At 61.4% G+C, this 19,870-nt stretch carries 23 protein-coding genes and 2 pseudogenes; 10 read left to right on the top strand and 15 right to left on the bottom strand.

The genetic code is table 11. From position 1 onward, the window contains the following. Positions 1-48: 48 nt before the first annotated feature. Positions 49-995 (bottom strand): annotated as a pseudogene (locus U5782_RS29370) (zinc-dependent alcohol dehydrogenase family protein). 30 nt (positions 996-1,025) lie between these two features. After that, positions 1,026-1,106: a universal stress protein gene (locus U5782_RS29365; protein WP_415914426.1), complete on the bottom strand. Its 81-nt coding sequence runs from the start codon at positions 1,104-1,106 to the stop codon at positions 1,026-1,028. A 395-nt stretch (positions 1,107-1,501) separates the two neighbouring features. Here U5782_RS29365 and U5782_RS29360 point away from each other — a divergent pair, with 395 nt between their 5' ends. Next, positions 1,502-3,094, top strand: a complete 1,593-nt coding sequence (locus U5782_RS29360) for a diguanylate cyclase (protein ID WP_322047368.1) — start codon at positions 1,502-1,504, stop codon at positions 3,092-3,094. Between the two features lie 407 nt (positions 3,095-3,501). Here U5782_RS29360 and U5782_RS29355 read toward each other — a convergent pair whose 3' ends face one another. The 4 genes from U5782_RS29355 to U5782_RS29340 form a co-directional block, all read right to left on the bottom strand. Continuing rightward, the gene (locus tag U5782_RS29355; protein WP_322047367.1) at positions 3,502-3,684 is read right to left on the bottom strand and encodes a hypothetical protein; all 183 of its coding nucleotides are present in this window, start codon (positions 3,682-3,684) and stop codon (positions 3,502-3,504) included. Positions 3,685-3,690: 6 nt separating this feature from the next. Next, complete coding sequence (locus tag U5782_RS29350) at positions 3,691-3,972, bottom strand: hypothetical protein (protein ID WP_322047366.1); 282 nt, start codon at positions 3,970-3,972, stop codon at positions 3,691-3,693. 16 nt (positions 3,973-3,988) lie between these two features. Further along, the gene (locus U5782_RS29345) at positions 3,989-4,177 is read right to left on the bottom strand and encodes a hypothetical protein (protein ID WP_322047365.1); all 189 of its coding nucleotides are present in this window, start codon (positions 4,175-4,177) and stop codon (positions 3,989-3,991) included. A 448-nt stretch (positions 4,178-4,625) separates the two neighbouring features. Next, positions 4,626-5,570 (bottom strand): histone deacetylase family protein, encoded by a 945-nt coding sequence (locus U5782_RS29340; RefSeq protein ID WP_322047364.1) that lies wholly within the window; start codon positions 5,568-5,570, stop codon positions 4,626-4,628. Positions 5,571-5,974: 404 nt separating this feature from the next. Between U5782_RS29340 and U5782_RS29335 the strand changes: the two genes are divergently transcribed. Next, complete coding sequence (locus tag U5782_RS29335) at positions 5,975-6,223, top strand: hypothetical protein (protein ID WP_322047363.1); 249 nt, start codon at positions 5,975-5,977, stop codon at positions 6,221-6,223. Between the two features lie 48 nt (positions 6,224-6,271). Here U5782_RS29335 and U5782_RS29330 read toward each other — a convergent pair. Together U5782_RS29330 and U5782_RS29325 are read right to left on the bottom strand one after the other, a co-directional pair. Further along, positions 6,272-7,256 (bottom strand): annotated as a pseudogene (locus U5782_RS29330) (zinc-dependent alcohol dehydrogenase family protein). Positions 7,257-7,406: 150 nt separating this feature from the next. Beyond that, complete coding sequence (locus tag U5782_RS29325) at positions 7,407-7,880, bottom strand: universal stress protein (protein WP_322047362.1); 474 nt, start codon at positions 7,878-7,880, stop codon at positions 7,407-7,409. Between the two features lie 307 nt (positions 7,881-8,187). Between U5782_RS29325 and acs the strand changes: the two genes are divergently transcribed. The 5 genes from acs to U5782_RS29300 all read left to right on the top strand — a co-directional run bounded on the left by acs (position 8,188) and on the right by U5782_RS29300 (position 12,375). Beyond that, entirely contained in the window at positions 8,188-10,113 is a 1,926-nt protein-coding gene (gene acs / locus U5782_RS29320; RefSeq protein ID WP_322047446.1) for an acetate--CoA ligase, read from the top strand. Between the two features lie 16 nt (positions 10,114-10,129). Next, positions 10,130-10,726, top strand: a complete 597-nt coding sequence (locus U5782_RS29315) for an acetate uptake transporter (RefSeq protein ID WP_322047361.1) — start codon at positions 10,130-10,132, stop codon at positions 10,724-10,726. Between the two features lie 22 nt (positions 10,727-10,748). After that, positions 10,749-11,399: a nitroreductase family protein gene (locus U5782_RS29310; RefSeq protein ID WP_322047360.1), complete on the top strand. Its 651-nt coding sequence runs from the start codon at positions 10,749-10,751 to the stop codon at positions 11,397-11,399. 52 nt (positions 11,400-11,451) lie between these two features. Beyond that, positions 11,452-11,892 carry a hypothetical protein gene (locus U5782_RS29305; protein WP_322047359.1) on the top strand — a complete coding sequence of 147 codons (441 nt, stop codon included), beginning with the start codon at positions 11,452-11,454 and terminating at the stop codon, positions 11,890-11,892. Positions 11,893-11,994: 102 nt separating this feature from the next. Continuing rightward, on the top strand, positions 11,995-12,375 hold the full coding sequence (locus U5782_RS29300) for a hypothetical protein (RefSeq protein ID WP_322047358.1): 381 nt from the start codon (positions 11,995-11,997) through the stop codon (positions 12,373-12,375). 48 nt (positions 12,376-12,423) lie between these two features. Here U5782_RS29300 and U5782_RS29295 read toward each other — a convergent pair whose 3' ends face one another. After that, complete coding sequence (locus U5782_RS29295) at positions 12,424-12,882, bottom strand: universal stress protein (protein WP_322047357.1); 459 nt, start codon at positions 12,880-12,882, stop codon at positions 12,424-12,426. Between the two features lie 58 nt (positions 12,883-12,940). Further along, positions 12,941-13,903 (bottom strand): 1-phosphofructokinase family hexose kinase, encoded by a 963-nt coding sequence (locus U5782_RS29290; protein WP_322047356.1) that lies wholly within the window; start codon positions 13,901-13,903, stop codon positions 12,941-12,943. Between the two features lie 152 nt (positions 13,904-14,055). On the opposite strand from U5782_RS29290, the gene U5782_RS29285 reads away from it, so the two are divergent. After that, positions 14,056-14,280, top strand: coding sequence for a hypothetical protein (locus tag U5782_RS29285; RefSeq protein ID WP_322047355.1), 225 nt, complete (start codon positions 14,056-14,058; stop codon positions 14,278-14,280). A gap of 44 nt (positions 14,281-14,324) precedes the next feature. Here U5782_RS29285 and phbB read toward each other — a convergent pair whose 3' ends face one another. Further along, positions 14,325-15,071, bottom strand: a complete 747-nt coding sequence (gene phbB, locus U5782_RS29280; RefSeq protein WP_322047354.1) for an acetoacetyl-CoA reductase — start codon at positions 15,069-15,071, stop codon at positions 14,325-14,327. Positions 15,072-15,360: 289 nt separating this feature from the next. Here phbB and U5782_RS29275 point away from each other — a divergent pair, with 289 nt between their 5' ends. Beyond that, positions 15,361-16,383, top strand: coding sequence for an Acg family FMN-binding oxidoreductase (locus U5782_RS29275; RefSeq protein ID WP_322047353.1), 1,023 nt, complete (start codon positions 15,361-15,363; stop codon positions 16,381-16,383). A gap of 401 nt (positions 16,384-16,784) precedes the next feature. Continuing rightward, a complete protein-coding gene (locus U5782_RS29270) occupies positions 16,785-17,081 on the top strand; it encodes a c-type cytochrome (protein WP_322047445.1) in 297 nt (98 codons plus the stop codon). Between the two features lie 222 nt (positions 17,082-17,303). Here U5782_RS29270 and U5782_RS29265 read toward each other — a convergent pair whose 3' ends face one another. The 4 genes from U5782_RS29265 to U5782_RS29250 form a co-directional block, all read right to left on the bottom strand. After that, complete coding sequence (locus U5782_RS29265) at positions 17,304-17,543, bottom strand: UDP-glucose 4-epimerase (protein WP_322047352.1); 240 nt, start codon at positions 17,541-17,543, stop codon at positions 17,304-17,306. A gap of 43 nt (positions 17,544-17,586) precedes the next feature. Then, positions 17,587-18,624, bottom strand: coding sequence for a zinc-dependent alcohol dehydrogenase family protein (locus U5782_RS29260; protein WP_322047351.1), 1,038 nt, complete (start codon positions 18,622-18,624; stop codon positions 17,587-17,589). 190 nt (positions 18,625-18,814) lie between these two features. Beyond that, the gene (locus tag U5782_RS29255; protein ID WP_322047350.1) at positions 18,815-19,639 is read right to left on the bottom strand and encodes a potassium channel family protein; all 825 of its coding nucleotides are present in this window, start codon (positions 19,637-19,639) and stop codon (positions 18,815-18,817) included. Then, a complete protein-coding gene (locus U5782_RS29250; protein ID WP_322047349.1) occupies positions 19,636-19,863 on the bottom strand; it encodes a hypothetical protein in 228 nt (75 codons plus the stop codon). Before U5782_RS29250 ends, U5782_RS29255 begins: the two co-directional genes overlap by 4 nt. Positions 19,864-19,870 lie beyond the last annotated feature (7 nt).

The raw sequence follows: 19,870 nt of genomic DNA, 5'->3' as shown, positions 1-19,870 counted from the left end.
ACGGCTAAACGCAGCACGCTCAATCCATCGTCAGTACCGCCGCGCCGGTCAGCCTCTAGCAAGCGCCTGATTGGCACTGGAGAGCGGGTATTCCGTTACCTGTATCGAGAGCGTGTGTTTTCCGGCGATGTTCATGAATCGAATGCCATCTTCGCGTGTGCGGTTGGCAACGGAAACGATCCGCCGCTCCCCCCATAGCCACGCATAAGGGAGCGACGGAATGTCTCTCATAGAGATGCCTCCGCAGACTACAGATCCGCATTTTTGCGAGCGCGCGCAATGCTACCGGCACAAGGTCACCGACCGGGGCAAACAGCAGCGCGGCATCGAGTTCGACGGGCGCGCGCTGATCGCTGTCGCCTGCCCAGACTACGCCGAGCCGACGAGCGAATTTCTGCGCCGCGACGGCGCCGGGACTCGTGAAAGCATAGACGTTCCGGCCCTGATGGTGCGCTACCTGTGCCACGATGTGGCCCGCGGCACCGAAACCGTAAATGCCGATACGCTCACCGTCACCCGCCATCACGAGCGAACGAAAGCCAATCAGCCCGGCACACAACAATGGCGCGGCCTCAACATCGCTGTATCGACGCGGTAAGTGAAGGCAATAACGCGCATCCGCGACAGCACGTGTCTCGTAGCCGCCGTCAATCGTATATCCAGTGAACCCTGGCGCGTCGCAAAGGTTTTCTCGACCATGAACACAGAACCGGCAATGACCGCATGTATGGCCGAGCCACGGTACGCCCACGTAATCACCAACAGCGAAACCCGTTACACCACGTACGAGTGCTGCGACCCGACCGACGATTTCGTGGCCGGGAATCAAAGGTCGCTTCGGGCTCTCCAGGTCTGCGGCGATGACATGAAGATCGGTGCGGCATACACCGCATGCAGCCACGTCGATCAATAGTTGCCCCCTCGCGTGGCGAGGGATCCGGCAACTGCGTTTCACAAAGGACAGGACTCTCGCCATCAAAGACCATCGCTCTCATGATTCACTCCTGAGCCCAGCGTCACGAGATTTAGCAACGCACAATCAGCACTGGACACGGCGAAATGGAAAGAAACTCCTCGGCAACACTTCCCAGAACCACCCTGTTCACCCCGTGCTCCCATGACAGCCAGACCAGATTCCCGCATTTGCGCGCAACGCTTCAGGCAACGAACGATTGAATCGGATGTCACTCCCTGTCGCTCGTCTTGTTCGAGCCGTCCCCCTAGCCGAGCACGGCGCGTGGTTCGCACTTCGACAACATCCTTCGTTCAATCGCGGACCCGTTCGGGAATACAACTCGCGCACGTGGGCCGTTCAGACTCCTATCCGGTAACGCGCCAGTTACGGAATGCACTTCTCTGATCCAGATCAACGTTCTATCAGTTCGCCATTGCACGCACTAAACCCGACTGCGCCAGACGGTTGTTGCGTGCGCACCGCATTCGTTGTGCATAAATCCCGTCATAATCCAAGGTAAAGAGAAAATTACTGGTTAGTGAGTCGATGGCACAACGAGAAGGCACGGGGCGCGATGCCACCGCCATAAATTTACCTATATACGCGGCTCGCTTCACGAAAGGGATTCGTCATAACATAAACCTGCTGGGACACTCCGTCGTCTCGCCCAACGGAATCCTGTGCTGCAGCCTGATATTGTGGCTAGCTACGATTAGCATGGGCGCCGCCACACTGGTGACCTCGCGCGTCGATGCCTTTAACCACGCAGTGCAGAACTCGCGCAATCTCACGCTGGTACTGGAGCGCGATATCCAGCGAAACATCGATCTATACGATCTTTCATTGCGTGCCGTCGCGGAGGGTGCAGCCGACACCCGGGTGATGTCGTTGCCGGTCAATGAGCGCAATCTGATCCTGTTCGACCGTGCGGCCACGGCGCGCTATCTCGGCTCGATATCCGTCAGGGACCGCGACGGCAGGTTGCTTGCCGATTCGGCGCTTCACCCCACCGATCGCGATGACCCTACTGTGTCTGCGACTGCGCCAGGCGATCGCCAACGGACACCTGGTGGTCTCTATATCGGTCGTCCTACGTCTTATCCGTCGGGCAGCAGCCCACCGGCCATCCGGCTTGCCCGCGTAATCTATAGCCCAGACGGAAGTGTTCTCGGCCACGTCGTGGGAAGTCTGAGTCTCGACTATTTCAACGCTCTCACCGATGGCCTTTCGATTGGCGAGAACGGCTCGGTAGTTGTGGCTGAAACTGACGGAACCTTGATTGCCCGATTGCCGGAAAGCTCTGCCACTATTGGCAAAAACTTCGCCGACACGCCGGTTTTTCAGCGCCTCTCGGCAGACACGGAAGGATACTTCGTCGGCACGGCCCGTCTCGATGGTGTGCGTCGACTATATGTCTACAAGCGTCTGCCCGGATTGCCACTGATCGTTGCTGTCGCCCCTGCGCTAAGTAGCGTTTACGCAGAATGGTGGTCAAGGGTGGAGTGGATCGGGGCGCTTATTCTGGTCATCACCATGATTAAGGCAGCGGGGACGTGGCTCTTCGTGCGAGAGCTTCGCCGCAGGCAACGTGCGGAAGCCGCGCTTGAGCGCATGGCCCATCGCGACTCGCTAACCGGGCTGGAAAACCGTGCCACCTTCGATGAAGTCCTGCAAATGGAGTGGAAACGCGCACTGCGCGATGGTGTGCCTCTCTCCCTTCTGTTCATCGATATCGACAGGTTCAAAGCCTACAACGATCACTATGGGCATCAGCCCGGCGACATCGCCTTGAAAGCAGTAGCGAAACAAATATCCGGGTGTATCGATAGACCTGGCGACCATGTTGCTCGATACGGCGGAGAGGAATTCGTCGTCGTACTACCGGATACGGATCCCGCCGGCGCGATCCTGATCGCGGAGAGAATCCGAGCCGCGGTTTTTGATCTGCAGATCGCGCATTCGCGAACGGCTACAGGGGTTCTAACGGTGAGCGTTGGCGTATCTTCGACGGCTATAGCGACGTCCACCTGTGCCGCCAACCTTGTACAAACAGCCGATGCCGCCCTGTACGAGGCTAAGGGGCTCGGACGTAACAGGGTGTGCGTGGTGCAACAGCATGAAGCGGCGCAAAACTCATGAAGCCCGCGGCGGCGAACGCTCGATTCCGCGGGACGAACCGGGCAATGTCGATCTGACCTGTACGAAGCCCAATCTCAACTCCACCGCGCCACCCGTCCACCGCACGGGTCGCCTTCCAATGTTCTAGTTGGCCAGAATTTTTCCCGGAGGGTTGGCAACCGATCGGATCGGCGCGATGGCCTGCGGTTGAGGCGGCGCTCGACCCAGTGTCCCAATTGGCCCCCACTCCGACGGTCACCCTTCTGTCACAATCGAAGTCTGTTCACGTAATCCCCTGTACCCTTCCAACCTGGACAAGCCGCAAACAAGAGGTGCGCCGGCGGCTTCTGGGACGTGGGCGCTTGATCAGCCAAACGCTCATTCGCCCCCACACTCGCTCACAGGCGATCGTAGCGGCGGGCGAACGTTCACCCCGCCCCTTCCACCCCAAGGGCAACCTCGACCTCTTCAGCTTGGTTCTCAAGCATCTTCACATCATGCAGCCAGCGCGAGGCCTTGGCGATCGCGCGGGATAGTCGCGCCACTTCGTTGAGCTGTTCGATGACATCGTTGGCGAAACGAAAAATAAACGCCGCGCCCTCGTCACGCAACTGCAGCTACGACATGAGGCGATGCCTGGCCGCGTCGGACTGCGCTTCGATCTCTGCTTTGGCATTGACCACGCGTGTCACGACCTCCGCCTGCGGGTGCATGATCGTCTGCGTGGCAAGCGCGAAATATTCGATCGCGGATCTCCCGAATTGCAGCAGTTCCCCGTTGTTAAACAACACGCTCACATCCGCGGTTTGCGCGGCACGTCTCTGACTGAGCGCGAGCATGCTCGTCGTGGCGACTTCCCGGATAGCCTCGAGACACGTCGCAATGCGCGCGAGATCCACGAGTTGCCGACCTTCGTCATCGCTGTGCACCGCATCGGAGATGCTTGCCTACATAGGTGAGAATGGCAGTGGCAAGCGAGTCCGCCGCCTTGTCCTCGTTCGTCACGGTGGAAAGCGCCTGCGTGGAGTCCTCAACCAGGAGCGCGGCGCTATGCTCTACCAGCAGTTGAACCTGTTTGCCAAGCGAGGCCAGCTCCAGTTGCACTCGCGCGATCGCTAGCGCGGGCATTTCAACCAGCGCTTCATCAAGGTAACGCGGCGCTCCGGCGTCCTGCCAGGTTCTGCCCTGGCCGCCGCGCTGCCTGACCTGGCGTCGCTCGCTGCGCTGCGCGCGAGGCCGTCACGCACTACCTCGATCACGTGCTCGAGGACGGTCTCGCGCGGCATCATCAGCCACATCCGCCGGCAGCTCACCGCTGGCGCCCGCGCACGTCCGAAACCGTGAACCGATAGATTGATCGCGACGTAGCCACCCAAGATCTTCTTGGTTCATACAAAGCGCATCAGTCTGTAGTCGGCTAACGGCCATTGCTCGCGTGCAGATATGAACGGCTGTGATGGGTCGCACCCAGCCGTTCGCCACTCTTCGATGTCATCTTCGCCAACGCAAAACGCCGCTCATGCCGACGGTCAACCCAGGTTGAGTCACAGGCTCACGAACATTCAAGAGCAACATCGACTCCGGCCAGTGCTTTTACATGCGCAGCAGCGCTTCGCCCCAGCGACGACAGTGCATAGCCCCCCTCCAGACACGACACCACACGTCCCGCCCCATGCTGCCCGGCGACTTCGACTATGCGCTGCGTAACCCAGGCATAGTCGCGTTCAGTCAGGCAGAGGTTGCCCATGTCGTCTTCACGATGCCCATCGAAGCCCGCCGAGATAAAAATCATCTCCGGCCTGAAGGCATTCAGCGCGGGGAGCCACTTGTCGATGACCGCGGCTTGAAGGGCTTCTCCGCCGGAGCGTGGCGGCAGCGGCACATTCACCATGTTTCTGCCCCGCGCAGTGTGCCCCGAATAGGGATAAAGCTGATCCCCGAAAATCGAGCACATGAGGACGCGATCATCGTCATGGAAGATATCTTCGCTTCCGTTCGCGTGATGCACGTCGAAGTCAACGAGTGCCACGCGGGATAGGCTGTGCACGTTCAGTGCATGGCGAATCCCCACCGCGACATTGTTGAAAAAGCAGAACCCTCCAGCCGCGGCAATGCCCGCGTGGTGCCCTGGGGGCCGCACGTTGCAAAATGCCGAATCGCACTCGCCGCCGATCACCAGATCGGCGGCGAGCACTGCGGCCCCTGCCGCGCGCAACGCGGCGATATAGGTACAAGAATTCATGCGGGTGTCGGGATCGACAGACACATACCCTTCGACCGGCGTCATGCTCGCCAGGCTGCGGATGTACGCGACGGAGTGCACCTGGGCAAGCTGCTGCTCACTGGCAAGCGGCGCGTCGTAGGCCCGCATGTAGTCGAGGAGCCCCTTCATGAGCAACATGTCATGGATAGCGCCAATACGGTCGGGCGACTCCGGGTGCATGGCACCCATCTCATGACGTTCGCAATCGGGGTGGGAAATATAGGCTGGGAACACGACGGTCACTCCGAAAGGAGAACTGACTGCGCGACGTGCGCGAAATTGCGCTCTCGCCAGCACGCGCGGCCTTACTTCAATGCGTCGAATTTGCGAGCGCGGATTGCGTCAACGTGAACCCAACTCTATCGAACGCATTTGCTCCCCCCTGTCTCCGCAGTCAGGGCACGGCATTGCATACCATTGAATTCTCGGCGCCGGAACAGCCTGGCGCTTGACGTGGATCAATCGAAACGGGCTGGGGCTTCTGTGCGACGTGTAGGCAAACCCCTACAACATCGCGCATACGACTACGACACTTTCAGACCGGACTGCTTTCGCCTGCGCAGAACGCGAACAATAATGGTTTCACGTACTCGACCCGCGCCTCGTCGGCGCAGCGAGACGGAAATCGGGAGAATGCGATGAGCGGCAGCGAAGTTACCCTCCGATCGCTCGTGGACAAGTGGCTGGCGCCCACTTTTTCGGCGCCGGCGCACGTGGCACAAGTGGGTCGCTTACTGGCCACGCGTAGCCGCTTCGTGCGGATCGACCGCCGCACCTCGAGTGGCGCGCTCACAATCGTCTTCTTCCGCCACAACGACGGTTCATGGTGCGTGTTTCCGCCTGCGCAGACAAAGCCGGCAATGTGTCAATCTCTTGCCGAGCACTGAGCCGGTGGTCGGCGGCGCGACGCTCCGGCGGTTCAGGCGCAGCAAGCATTACGACATCGTCAAAACTGCGGCGCCGCTAAGCCGCCCTTCGCGCAAATCGGCCAGCGCCTCGTTCGCCCGCTCGAGTGGGTAAGGGGTAGTCTCGATTTCAAGCTTGTAGCGCGCGGCGATCTCCATGAACTTCGCGCCGTCTTCACGCGTGAGATTCGCCACAGAGACGATGCGCCGCTCCTCCCACAGCCACGCGTAAGGAAACGAGGGAATGTCGCTCATGTGGATGCCGCCGCACACGACCGTGCCGCCCTTCGTCAGCGCACGCAGCGCGGTGGGCACAAGCGCGCCGACCGGCGCGAACAGCAACGCCGCGTCGAGTTCCTCGGGCGGCCGCTCATGGCTTCCGCCGGCCCAAACTGCGCCAAGCCGCCGCGCGAACTGCTGCGCCGCGACATCGCCCGGACGCGTGAACGCATAGACGGTGCGCCCCTGGTGGCGCACGACCTGCGCGACGATATGCGCCGCCGCGCCGAAGCCGTACAGGCCAATGCGCCGGGCATCGCCAGCCATCACGAGCGATCGATAGCCGACGAGTCCTGCGCAAAGTAGCGGCGCGGCTTCGACGTCGCTGTACTGGCTCGGTAGGTGGAAGCAATAGCGGGCGTCGGCGACGGTGCGCGTGGCGTAGCCTCCGTCGATCGTGTAGCCCGTGAAGCCTGGCGCGTCGCAAAGGTTCTCGCGCCCGTCGGCACAGAAGCGGCAATGGCCGCAGGTATGGCCGAGCCACGGCACGCCCACGCGGTCACCTCGCGCGAAACCGGTCACGCCGGCCCCGAGCGCCGCGACCCTGCCGACGATCTCGTGGCCGGGTGACGGGCTTTTTCGAATGATCGAGTTCGCCGTCCACGACGTGCAGGTCGGTGCGGCACACGCCGCACGCATGCACATCGATCAGCAGTTCACCGGCGCCGGGCGCCGGATCGGGCAAATCGGCTTCATACAGCCGCGAACTCTCGCCGTCGAAAACCATTGCTTGCATTCACAGCCTCCACACATCCATGCCGCTCGTTGTCTGAGCGACAGTGTCCTTATCCCGACCGGGGCGCAGCGAAAGGCTTCTCCCATCTGCATCGGCGCCTTCCTCGATGCACGCAGCGTTCGCACGGCGCGGACCGTAAGCGACCTTGGGCTAGGCGCGCACAACCAGCACCGGGCAGGAAGAAATTCGAAGCACGCCTTCGGCGACGCTGCCGAGCACCGCCCTGCTCACTCCATGCCTTCCATGTGTGCCCATTACGATGAGATCCGCATCCTGAAGCTTCGCGCAGCGCTGCAGACACTCTGCGATCGAGTCGGATTTCCCGTCCGTCTCGCAGATCTCGACAGAGAGCCGGACGTCGTGCGCGTTCATGGTCCGACGCACCGCGTCGAGCGTGAGGCGACCGTCCTCGTTGAGCACCCTGCCGAGGGCATCGGGATCGTAGTAGCCGGAGTAAGGCGCAAGGCCCCATTTGTGCACGACATAGACAGCGTGCAAGTGCGCCTGGGCGAGCCTCGCGAATGCGAGCGCTTCCTGTGTAGCGCACCGCGCCGAGTCGCTACCGTCGACTGCCAGCAGGATCTTGCTATAGGCGGGATAGATGGGATAGGTGGGATTTGGCATTTGACGGTCTCCATGCCGCACGGTCGATGCGCCTCGAATCAAGCACGACGTATCAAGGTACGCAGTCGGCTCCCGCATCGGCTGATCTCCGTCAATTGACTGCGAAGCGAACGCATGTCCGCGATGGTCCCGCTTCACCTCAAACTCTATTTGATCTGAGTCAACCTCGCTCCGGGACAGGACGACGAGACTGGAGCCGCACGACACACATTAAGCCATGCCGTGCTTGTCACTGAATTGTGTATGCGAGGAGACCATGTCCCAATCCGACCCGCCGCCCACCGGCATCGCGCCGTCCCCAATTCCCATGCTGAAGGGTGCCGCCATCGACGGCATGCCAGCGTATCGCGCGCTCGTCGATGAAGCGCGGCGCGACCCCGATTCGTTTTGGGCGCGTCTCGCGCACGAGCACCTCGACTGGAAGCGACCGTTCACGCGCACACTCGATTCATCGAACGCGCCGTTCTTCAAATGGTTCGACGACGGCCTGCTCAATGCCTCGTACAACTGCCTCGACCGCCATCTCGCGAACGGTTCCGGCGAGCGCACCGCACTGATCTTCGAGGCGGACGACGGCAAGGTCACGACGCTCACTTATGCTGACTTGCATGCACGCGTATGCCGGGTCGCAAACGCGCTACGCGCACGCGGCGTGCGGCGCGGCGACCGCGTGATGATCTACCTGCCGATGTCGATCGAAGGCGTGGTCGCGATGCAGGCATGCGCTCGCATCGGCGCGCCGCACTCTGTCGTGTTCGGCGGCTTTTCTGCCAAATCGCTGCATGAACGCATGACCGACGTCGGCGCGTGCGTTCTCATCACCGCCGACGAGCAGGTGCGCGGCGGTCGCCATTTGCCGCTCAAGACCATCGCTGACGAAGCGTTGGGGATCGGTGGCGCGGCGAACGTGCACACGGTGATCGTCTATCGCCGCACAGGCGGCCCGATTCCCTGGAACGCGCACCGAGACGTCTGGTTGCACGAACTTGAGCAAGCCCAGTCAGCTGAGTGCGAGCCAGAGTGGGTCGATGCGGAGCATCCACTTTTCATTCTCTACACCTCGGGCTCCACAGGTACCCCTAAAGGCGTGCAGCACAGCACGGGCGGATATCTGCTGTGGGCGGCGCTCACGATGAAGTGGACCTTCGATATCCGGGCCTCCGACGTCTTCTGGTGCACAGCCGATATCGGCTGGATCACTGGCCATAGTTATATCTGCTATGGCCCGACTGCCGCCGGTGCGACGCAGGTGATCTTCGAAGGCGTGCCGACCTGGCCCGATGCCGGCCGCTTCTGGGAGATGATCGAGCGCCACAAGGTTTCGATTTTCTATACTGCGCCTACCGCCATCCGCTCGCTTATCAAGGCGGCGGACAGCGAGCCCGAGGTGCATCCTTCCCGCTACCACCTCAGCACGCTGCGCCTGCTCGGCACGGTAGGCGAGCCGATCAACCCGGAAGCCTGGCGCTGGTTCGCGCAGCACGTGGGCGGGGGCCGCTGCCCCGTGCTGGACACTTTCTGGCAGACCGAGACCGGCGGCCACATGATCGCGCCGCTCCCTGGCGTCACACCGCTAGTGGCGGGCTCATGCACCCTGCCGCTGCCCGGCATAGAGGCGGCTATCGTCGATGAATCGGGACACGATGTGCCAAACGGTCAGGGCGGCCTGCTCGTCATCAAGCGGCCCTGGCCCTCAATGCTGCGCACGATCTGGGGTAATCCCGCCCGCTATCGTGCCGGTTACTTCCCGGAAGAACTGGGCGGCAAGCTATATCTCGCCGGTGACGGCGCGATTCGCGACCCGCTAACCGGATATTTCACGATCACGGGCCGTGTAGATGACGTGCTCAACGTCTCCGGCCACCGCATGGGCACCATGGAAATCGAGTCAGCGCTGGCCGCGCATCCGCTGGTCGCGGAGGCCGCCGTGGTAGGCCGTCCCGACGCGACGACGGGCGAGGCGATCGTTGCGTTCATCGTGCTCAAGGGTCCGCTGCCGGTCGAGGAAGAAGTCCAGCGCGTTGCCGACACATTGCGCGCCTGGGTCGGCCACGAAATCGGCCCGATCGCCAAGCCTCGGGAAATCCGGTTCGGCGACGCCATGCCGAAAACGCGCTCCGGCAAGATCGTTCGCCGCCTGCTGCGCTCCGTCGCGAAGGGCGAAGCCATCGAGCAGGACACGTCAACCGTCGAAAACCCCGGCGTCATTGCCCAGTTCGGCAAGGCTGCGTAAGCAGGAGACACTCACCATGAAAACTTCCGCACCCAATCCCGCTGCGCTCGGCCTTGCCGGGTTCGCCCTCACGACGTGGCTGCTCAGCATGATCAACGCCGGATGGTTCGGCGGCGAAGCGCTCGGTCTCGTGCTGGCCTGCGCGCTAGCGTTCGGCGGCAGCGCGCAGGCCATAGCGGGCCTCATTGAGATCCCGCGCGGCAACACGTTCGGCGCAACGGCTTTCATCGCCTATGGCGCGTTCTGGTGGTCGCTTGCGCTGTATCTCATGTATCTGCACGAGCACGTCGTGCCGGCGTTTGTCGGCTGGTATCTGCTGCTCTGGGGCGTCTTCACACTTTACATGTGGATTGCCACCTGGCGCGCCTCGCGGGTCCTGCAACTGCTCTTCCTCGCGCTGTGGATCACGTTCTTCCTGCTGGCCGCGAGCGAATGGACAGGCTCGCTCTTGATCCATCATGCCGGAGGTTATGGCGGCCTCTTTACGGCGCTCGTCGCGTTCTACCTTTCCGCGGCGGAGATCATCAACGAAACCCACGGCCGTAGCGTGCTGCCGACGGGCGCACCCGTGCACGCGAAAGCCGACGATCTCGCCGCTGCACGCACTGCGTGAACCCGAACAACTGGAGCACACCATGACCGAGATTCAACGCATCGAATACGATCCCCTGCCGCTGCTGCCGCCTGCCCACGCGAGCGGCGAAGTGCAGGAATTCATCATCCTGCCACCCCCTGATCTCGATGGCGGCGCCCCTCTCATGACTGCTCTGGCCCGCCGCGAGAGCACGCGTGCCTATGCGGACGCGCCCATGTCACTCCAGACACTTGGTGAACTGCTATGGGCCGCGAACGGTATCAACCGTCCCGAGACCGGAGGCCATACCGCGCCGTCGGCGCATGGCTACCACGAGATCGACATTTATGCTGCGCTCCCGCAAGGTGTGTATCGCTACGAGCCGGCGCTTCATCATCTCGTGCTCAAGCATCATGCGGACGCGCGCAACATGACCGGCTATCAGGATTTCGTGAGCAAGGCACCCCTCGACCTCGTCTATGTGCTTCGGGGCTCGCAGGTGCTCGCGACGCCACCGCAACAGCGCGAACGGTTCGCGGCCGTCGCCGCGGGGGCGATCTGCCAGAACGTGTCGCTCTACTGTGCATCCGAGGGACTCGCCACCGTAGTACGCGGCTGGATCAATACGCGGCTGCTCGCCGATGCGTTGCGCCTGAACGAGGATGAAACGCCGCTCCTCGCGCAGACAGTCGGCAAGCCGGTGGCGCACTGAGTTCGCAGACTGAAATGAGGCGAATCGGCGTAGGCCGGGAAGCGGAACAACGATGATCGCACGCGTCGATTTGAGCGCCGTCCAACGCGTATATCGGCTTTGTTACGTCCGCACGCCCTGGGCATGGTTCACGCGCATCCCACTTGACCAGCAATGGGGAGATCGCTGGGAGCGCGCGCCGTACACGCGAGAGGCCGACCTGCCCTATTCCGACGCTCCCGACCAACTCCTCAAAGTCGCCTTCGACGCGCCGATGCTTGACCCCGAAACCGGAGAGCATGCTCAACCGTACAGCGTCCAGCAGATCAACAGGAAAGCAGCGCCGTGGCTGCGCGCCGAGAGCTATCTTCGTGGGCCGCCCATTCACATCATGGCGGGCGTGACGCTGCAGCGATTTACGGAACTGGTCGAACTAGCCGGTGGAATGGTCTACGTACCGCTCGGCTGGGGCCAGTTGCCAACGTTACGCCTCACGTCGGATACGACCAGTTGAACACTCATCCCGTGACCGATAGCCCGAGGTCATGAACCGCTCGCCGACACGGGCGCGAGCACTTCCGTCGGGCGAAATGAGATTGCCGTGGTGTAATCGATCATGAACGATGCCTTTGAGCGCCGGGCGCTGCTGCAGCATCTCGGCAGCGTCCTGGAAATGCTGGCCAACGTGAAGGAACATGAGTATGAAGTGCAGCTTGTCGGGGAACTGATCCGCAAGTATCCGTCGCTCGCACAGATGGCACTACTCGACCATGTCGCCCAGACGATGTCGCTGCGCGAACTCGAACAGCGCGCACTGCATGCGTTTTGTCGGTGGCCGGAACTCCTGCTCGAAGACAGACTCAATCGCAGTGCGCTGGCTTCCCCGGTCAGACAATGGCTTTTCGACGATTATGACGCCGGGTGGGAGTTCTATTGCGCGGCCCTGACGGCCGATGTGCCATGGTTTGCAGAGGCCGCAGCCGATGCGACGATGTGAAAGGACACCGGATCTCATTCACCGGTGTCCTGGCCCAGGTTGCGCCCGTCACCTGGTCACATCGCGTACGAGCAACACCGGGCATTGAGCGATGCGCACGAACTGCTCGGCGACGCTGCCGAGCAAAGCGCGTTTGACTCCACGCCGGCCGTGCGTGCCCAGCACGACGAGTTGCGCGCGATAGCTCGAAGCATCGCGTTCCAGACTCTGCGCCACGCCGTCGCTCATGTTCTGCACTTCAAGCACTCCCGTTTCGCAGGGCACGCTTGCCGCCCTCGCCTCGCTGCTGGCAGCATCAAGCATCTTCAGGGCGTCCTCGCGATACGCGTCGATCATCTCCGCCGGCACGTAAGTCAGTCCGGTGCCTACGCTCATGAGTGACACGACATCCAGGACGTGTACGATCCGCAGGTGCCCACCGCACAGGCGTGCGATTTTCAATGCTTCAGCCAAAGCCTGCTTCGACGTTTCGCTGCCGTCATAAGCCAATTCGATCTTCTCGTACATATCGGTCTCCTCGCGGGACTTGGCCCCGCACAATCGCTTCTGTACTGCCATCGTCGCGTCAACTGGCGCTCTGCGTGAGGGCCAACAGGCGTGCCACTTCGTCGGGGTCGCATAGCGCCGTGCCACTCGACAACAACGTTGCGGAGGCAGCCGCCTGAGCAAGACGCGCTGCATCCTGGAGTGAATCGCCGCGCCGCAACGCGACCAGCAATCCCGCAAGAAAGCTGTCGCCCGCGCCGGTCGCACTGGCTACTGGCACCGAAAGCGCCTGCAGACGGATCGTCTCATCCGACGAAACGAGCAGCGCGCCACGGTCCCCCAGGGTCAAAACGACAATCTGCGCCCGGCCGTCGTGAACGATCTGCCGGGCGGCCTTCAGCCAGTCGTATTCGCTGCGCAATGGACTCCCGATCAGGCTCGCCAGTTCGGCAAGACTCGGTTTCACCAGATAAACGCCCGCATCGAGCGCGAGAGAGAGCGCCGGCCCGGAGGTGTCCAGCACCACACGCATGCCTCGCTGCTTCGCGTCGCGGGCCAGCTCGGCATAGGCCTGCTGAGGCAATCCAGGCGGCAGACTGCCGCTCATCACCCAATAGGCAGGCGAACCCGACGATCCCTGTGCGGCTTCGAGCGCATCAAGCACCATGAGGGCTGCCTGCCATTCCTCTTCGCTGACATGTGGGCCCGGCAAAACAAAGCGGAATTCGCGGCCAGTTGCGCGCTCAGTTACCGAGAAGTTCTCGCGCGTTTCGCCGGCGATGCGCAAGCGCCGACTCTGTATCCGTTCGGTCGATAGCATCTGTTCAAGCCTCGCTCCAACTGCACCGCCTGCAAGGTAGAGCGCGAGGCAATGTGCCTGTGGACCGTCGAGGCGTCTGACCACCCGCGCCACGTTGATGCCACCGCCTCCGGGGTAGCAACGCACGGGGTCGCAGCGCAGCTTATGCGTGTCGACAATTCGCTCTACCGCCGTCCACACGTCAACGGCAGGGTTCAATGTGAGCGTCACGATCGCGGTCACCTTACCTCCCTTGTGTAGGCATTCCCCTACACATCATGAACTGGGCTGACGCCAGTTTCAGCCGCGGCTCATTGGAAGACACGCTGACGCATCCCATACTGGAAACGTCGCCCCACACCCCGTGTAAACCGTCCTCTTCAAGGAGTGTTGACATGTCCTCCGCCCAGATGCTCCTGCTGAACGCTGCTGTGCTGCCCAACCTTGCCGCTGACGATTCCGAAACCCTGCTCGCGCTTGCCCGCAATGCCGGCATGCTCGTCACGCTGGACGGGCAGATCGGGCGCGAAAAATACCAGAGTGTCGCAGGGTCATTGCCGGCATTTCAGCGCTTCGCCGCTGCACTGCGCGATGCGCTAGAGGCATCGTGCCCGCGCTGAGCCGCTCAGTGAAACGCGCCTCGTCCATGCCGTCGCACAGACCGCTATTGCATATGCATACCGCCGTTGACAGGAAAATTGGCTCCCGTCACGAACGCTGCGTCGTCTGAACAGAGGTAGGCAATCAGCGAGGCGACCTCTTCAGGCCGTCCAAGGCACCCTACCGGGATCTGCGGCAGGATCCGCGTGCTCATGATGTCCTGCGGGACCGCCTCCACCATTGCAGTCGCGAGGTAGCCAGGCGAGACCGTATTGACTGTCACGCCGCGTTTCGCGACCTCTAGGGCGAGTGACATCGTGAAACCATGCATACCCGCTTTTGCCGCAGCGTAGTTCGTCTGTCCGAACGCGCCTCGCGATCCATTCACGGAACCAATATTGACGATTCGGCCGAAGCCCCGCTCCACCATCCCAGATAGAAATGGCTTCGTAAGATTGAAAAGACTGTCGAGATTCGTACGCAGCACCGCGTCCCAGTCGGGTTTCGTTAGCTTCAAAAAACTCGCGTCGCGAGTGATGCCAGCGTTATTGATGAGAACATCGACGCCGTCGAACTGCGCCACGACCTTGCGCGCACACTCGATGCACGAGTCGTAACTCGATACATCGAGTTCGAATGCATGGAACGTGCGCCCCGCTTCCCGTTCGTGAAGCAACCATGTCGCGACATGATCGTTGTGCTCCGAATGCGACACGACAACGGTCATACCCGAGTCGTACAACCTGCGGCTGATGGCCGCTCCGAGCCCTCCCATGCCGCCGCTGATGAAAGCAATCCGGTCCTTTCGCATCGCGCGCTCCTCTCGGACGATAGCCCAGCCGCGAATCGGCTCGAGCGAGATATCAGTCCACTATAAGAACCGTTCCTCTCCAGCGCTTGATGTGCATCAACTGATATCGCGCGCATCAGGCCGCGTGTGCGTGCCGAACTGCATTGACGCAGATCAAAGGCAATGAGTCGATCGACCCTACACTTGTTCGCACGCAGAAGGCGCTTCCCCATTTGACGATCCTGGACGCCTCAATTGCGCTGCGCATTCACGTGGCGCACCCCGCGTCATCACAGAGGTTCCGGTCATCATGCTCGATACTACGCAAGTGTGCCCAACCGACCGTGCACCCGACAAGCTCGACGACGACCTTCTCCGTCGCGTCGTGCATCAGGCAACACTCGCCCCGTCGAGCCATAACAGCCAGCCGTGGCGCTTCGTTACCGATCACGACCGGATCCTGCTGTGCGCCGACAGGCTACGTGCGCTGCCAGTCGTGGATCCGTTCGATCGCGAGTTGACCATCAGTTGTGGGGCTGCGCTTTTTAATTTGCGTGTGGCCCTCGCGAGCCTCGGCATCGGCTATGCGATCACCCTTTTTCCTTCGAGCCTCGATCCAGATTTGCTTGCTGACGTGCGTCTAATCAAGGATCGAACCATCGGTGCCGAACTGGCTCCGCTTGCCAGTGCCATCGCGCTTCGGGTCACCACGCGCCATCCGTTTTCTCCGCAACTCGTCCCCAAAGAGGTGGAGAATGCGTTGATCGAAGCCGCGCTCGCCGAAGGCGTCGACGTCGCGGGTACGAGTGATGCAAAAACGCGCGAGGCAATTGCAGACCTCGTCGCCGAAGGCGATAAACGCCAGTTCGCCAGCCCAGGCTTTAGACGCGAACTGGCGAGCTGGATCCATCCGCGCCGCACGGACGACGGCATGCCTGCGTATGCCGCAGGACTGGGTTCGATGCTCGACTTCGCCACACCACTGGTCGCGTCGGCGATTCGCACGTTCGATGTTGGCAACGGCGTCGCTGCGACCCATCGCAGCCTCGCAGTTGGATCGCCTCTCTTACTGTGCATCGCGACTGGCATCGATGACGCACACGCATGGCTCGCAGCCGGCGAGGCTCTGGAACGCGTGCTACTGGTCCTCACCTCGCATGGACTTTGCGCTTCTTATCTGAACCAGCCGATCGAAGCAATTGAACTGCGCCCACAGTTAAGTGCACTGCTCGGCTTGCCTAAGCCAGCCTTTCCACAGATCCTGCTGCGTATCGGTCACGGCACACCCGATGGGGCATCCCCACGCCGCCCGTTGAGCGAAGTCGTGACGTAAAGCGTGGGCAGACCGACGGCGACGGCCTCTGAGCCTCATCTCGGCGTGAGGTGCGGCGTCAGACGAGAACCCGTTTCAGGGCAGCGACCTATCCGCTGCTCAAAAGGTGTTGGTACTGTGCACCTCGGCCCTGAGGTACGCGTGGATTTACGGCGCCCGGTCCGGCGCCGTCTTTTTTTGCTGGCGCGCCGCATCCGGGCCATGGCCATTTGACATATATCAATGACGCGGAGCCAATGCCTGAGACCATGAGCTAATAACTGTCAGTCCAGTCTCGCTATCCATTTCCAGGGAGATGATCGATGTCATCCACCACGCTTACGGTTGCAACGGTTCCGGCTACGCTGTCATTCCCGCCACGTGCGACCTTGATCCTCATTCACGCTCTAGCGACGTTCGCGATGGCGTGCCATGGGGGCACCGCACACGCACAGCTTCCCGAGCCAACCGAACTCGTCGATCAGCAGCACTGCATGTTCTGCCACACTTCGGATGCGCCGTTTCTTGCTCCGTCGTTTCACCAGATCGCGCAACGGTACCGCGACCAGCCCAACGCGCGCTTCATGCTTGAGGACAAACTCCGGCACGGCGGTAAGGCGCACTGGGGAGATATGGCCATGCCACTACCGGCGGATCGCGGTGGCCCGCTTTCCGCCGAAGACGCGCACACTCTCGTCCAGTGGGTGTTGGGCCAGTAGTTGCACAGTGAGGATCGATGCAGTCCCGAAGAAACGGTCTTGCATCGTGTGCCGATGAAATTCGCTGCAGTCTTTTGTCGGTGTATAAGGAACGACAGCGATACAAGCCAGTCAAGCATCTCGACCAGCGCGGAGTCCGCGCGCGACAGCAACAAGCCTGCGCCCCGCTGCGTCAAACGCCGCATCCATCATGTCAGGGCGGAGGCTAGGCACGCACGCTGCCTACGTTTCGAATGCGTGGCGAAATCTCAGATCGACCCACACCATCCCTTCACGCAGCCCTTCCAGCAAGGCATCGCGCTCGGTTCTGAAAGTAAGGTGATGGGTGAATGTATGCGTGGCCCGTTGCGGTGCTGCGTCATGCGAAACGACGATCTCGCACGAGAAGCCGCCTGCGGGCGCGGGTGACGTACGGGCGTCCACCCTCCAGCCCGTCGCGTCGATATGTCCATTGAGTGTCACAGTAACGATCTCCTTGCCGAGCACGCGATCACAACCTCGCGCATCACATCTCGATGATCACTTTCAGCGCATGCGTGTCGGCAGCGTGGGAGAAAGTCTCGTAGGCCTTTGCCGCGTCTTCGAATGCAAATCGATGGGTAATCAGCCGCGCCGGATCGATACGTCCGGCGCAGACCGTCTTGAGCAGCATCGGCGTGCTGACCGTGTCGACGAGCCTCGTGGTGATCGTGACGTTACGATCCCAGAGCTTGTCTAGAAAAATCGACGCCGGTACGCCGTGAACCCCCACGTTAGCGACGACCCCGCCGGGAGCCACGAGCTGTTCGCAAAGCTCGAACGTCGCTGGCACGCCGACGGCCTCAATCGCGCAATCCACGCCCACACCGTTCGTGAGTTTCATCACGGCATCCGCTACATCGCCCGCGCGCGGATCGAGGCATGCTGTGGATCCCAATCGCCTGGCGCACTCCAGTCGATTGGGATCCATGTCGATCATGATGATCTGAGATGGCGAATAGAATTGCGCGGTCAGCAATGCGGCCAATCCGATCGGACCCGCGCCAACGACGGCGACCGTGCTGCCTGGCTCCACCTTACCGTTGAGCACGCCGCATTCGAAGCCCGTGGGCAAAATATCCGACAGCATAACGAGCGCCGCTTCGTCCAGATCCGCCGGTATCCGGTACAGGCTCGTCTGCGCGTGTGGCGTGCGGACATATTCAGCCTGTGTTCCGTCGATGCGATTGCCCAGGATCCAGCCGCCGGTCTTGCAGTGCGAATACATGCCGCGGCGGCAGTATTCGCACTGGCCGCAACTCGAAATGCAGGACACCAGTACGTGATCGCCAACCTTGAACGTCGATACGCCACTGCCGATGTCGTGCACTACACCAACGCCTTCGTGGCCAAGGATGCGACCAGGTTCGCAACTCGGCACATCGCCTTTGAGGATATGCAGGTCGGTCCCACAGATCGTCGTCTTCGACATCTTGACGATCGCGTCACCGGGTCCCTGCAGGACGGGAATCGGGCGCTCTTGAAGCGCAAAGCTGCCCGGACCGTTGTAGACCAGTGCTCTCATGTTCCCTCCACGGAAATCCGGAATCCAGCCGCTGCGACTGCTGCCGCCTGCGCGCGCGTCACAAGCACGGCACCTGACTAATGATGATCGTCGACGAAACTGCTCGATTGATCCTGGTCAAGCACCCGCACGTTCGAAGAAGCTGTCCAATCAAATGACAGTCCGTGCCGCCAGCGCTCCTTCGCCGAATTTAGTCGCCTCGCTCCATCCCCTTTTGTCTCACGCACGCGGTTGGCGTAACTTCGACGTCGTCGCGAGACAATGCTTTGCCTGGCTTGGATGAGACCGCTGCGCGCAGGCTTTTGAACTCCTTGCGCAGTGCCTGAATGTCCTCATGGAGCAGCTTGATGTCCCGATGCATCTCGTGCCTGAGCAGCCGCTCCTCCTTGCCAATGAGCCATGCTGCAAGTCCGGCAAAGACCAGAGAAAACATGCCGTAACCAAGCAGTACGACGAAAACGGCAAAGATGCGTGACGCTGGCGTCGTGGGCGCGATGTCGCCATACCCTACCGTAGCGCTGCTCTCGAATGCCAGCCACAGTCCCTCGGCGTAGCTGTGCACACGTGGTTCCAACGCGTAAAAGCCGGCGCCGCCAAGTAGAAGGACAACCATGCCGGCTACCGGCAACCATGCGAGCCGGTTCGGTTCGATGTAGATGCGCAGTGCAAGAGCAATACGCAGCGCGATCATTGCCATGAACGCGAGCCTGATTATCCATTCGAAGGATGACCACGGCGTCGCGCCACCGATCATGCTGAGAATGGCCCCGCAAACGATGGCGAGATCCAGCCCATCCTGGCCATGTGACCTTTCGTGCGCGAGACCTGACCTTGCAGCTTTGACAAGGGCTGCAGCGCAAGCTATTGCCATCGCAGCATAGAGCGATCGGGCGACAAACAGCGTGGTACGCGATGTCGCAAGGAGTTCGATATAGAAGGCCGGAATGGCAATCAGACAGCCCGTGAGGAAAGCCCAATGCGCGAATACAAGAGGTCCACGCACGGCGCTCTTCATTTCCCCGCTTTCCGCCTGGCAATCAGGTATTCGCATGAATCAGTCCGATTCGCCGCACCACACACCAGTCCAGACGGTATGCCCGGCACGGCGTGCCGGGCCAGGGTGTCCAGAGGCAGTAAATCTCCGTAGCGATGGATAATTAGCACGCCGGCACAAACGATCGCAGAAGCCGTGACGATACCGAACGCCAACCGTTCGAAGCGAAAAAAGAAGCGGTACATGAAACAT

Origin of the sequence: Paraburkholderia sp. J67 (genome assembly GCF_905220265.1) — a bacterium.
In the GTDB taxonomy this organism is placed as follows: Bacteria; Pseudomonadota; Gammaproteobacteria; order Burkholderiales; family Burkholderiaceae; genus Paraburkholderia.
Note: the sequence above shows the minus strand (reverse complement) of the source record. Positions and strands in the feature narration are given on the sequence as shown.

What these genes read in the sequence shown, in the direction of transcription:
- U5782_RS29250 (WP_322047349.1), bottom strand. Translation starts at nt 19,863, where the DNA reads ATGTACCGCTTCTTTTTTCGCTTCGAACGGTTGGCGTTCGGTATCGTC.
- U5782_RS29300 (WP_322047358.1), top strand. Translation starts at nt 11,995, where the DNA reads ATGAACGATGCCTTTGAGCGCCGGGCGCTGCTGCAGCATCTCGGCAGC.
- U5782_RS29260 (WP_322047351.1), bottom strand. Translation starts at nt 18,624, where the DNA reads ATGAGAGCACTGGTCTACAACGGTCCGGGCAGCTTTGCGCTTCAAGAG.
- U5782_RS29285 (WP_322047355.1), top strand. Translation starts at nt 14,056, where the DNA reads ATGTCCTCCGCCCAGATGCTCCTGCTGAACGCTGCTGTGCTGCCCAAC.
- U5782_RS29325 (WP_322047362.1), bottom strand. Translation starts at nt 7,880, where the DNA reads ATGCCAAATCCCACCTATCCCATCTATCCCGCCTATAGCAAGATCCTG.
- U5782_RS29360 (WP_322047368.1), top strand. Translation starts at nt 1,502, where the DNA reads ATGGCACAACGAGAAGGCACGGGGCGCGATGCCACCGCCATAAATTTA.
- U5782_RS29270 (WP_322047445.1), top strand. Translation starts at nt 16,785, where the DNA reads ATGGCGTGCCATGGGGGCACCGCACACGCACAGCTTCCCGAGCCAACC.
- U5782_RS29275 (WP_322047353.1), top strand. Translation starts at nt 15,361, where the DNA reads ATGCTCGATACTACGCAAGTGTGCCCAACCGACCGTGCACCCGACAAG.
- acs (WP_322047446.1), top strand. Translation starts at nt 8,188, where the DNA reads ATGCTGAAGGGTGCCGCCATCGACGGCATGCCAGCGTATCGCGCGCTC.
- U5782_RS29255 (WP_322047350.1), bottom strand. Translation starts at nt 19,639, where the DNA reads ATGAAGAGCGCCGTGCGTGGACCTCTTGTATTCGCGCATTGGGCTTTC.
- U5782_RS29310 (WP_322047360.1), top strand. Translation starts at nt 10,749, where the DNA reads ATGACCGAGATTCAACGCATCGAATACGATCCCCTGCCGCTGCTGCCG.
- U5782_RS29305 (WP_322047359.1), top strand. Translation starts at nt 11,452, where the DNA reads ATGATCGCACGCGTCGATTTGAGCGCCGTCCAACGCGTATATCGGCTT.
- U5782_RS29335 (WP_322047363.1), top strand. Translation starts at nt 5,975, where the DNA reads ATGAGCGGCAGCGAAGTTACCCTCCGATCGCTCGTGGACAAGTGGCTG.
- U5782_RS29315 (WP_322047361.1), top strand. Translation starts at nt 10,130, where the DNA reads ATGAAAACTTCCGCACCCAATCCCGCTGCGCTCGGCCTTGCCGGGTTC.
- phbB (WP_322047354.1), bottom strand. Translation starts at nt 15,071, where the DNA reads ATGCGAAAGGACCGGATTGCTTTCATCAGCGGCGGCATGGGAGGGCTC.
- U5782_RS29295 (WP_322047357.1), bottom strand. Translation starts at nt 12,882, where the DNA reads ATGTACGAGAAGATCGAATTGGCTTATGACGGCAGCGAAACGTCGAAG.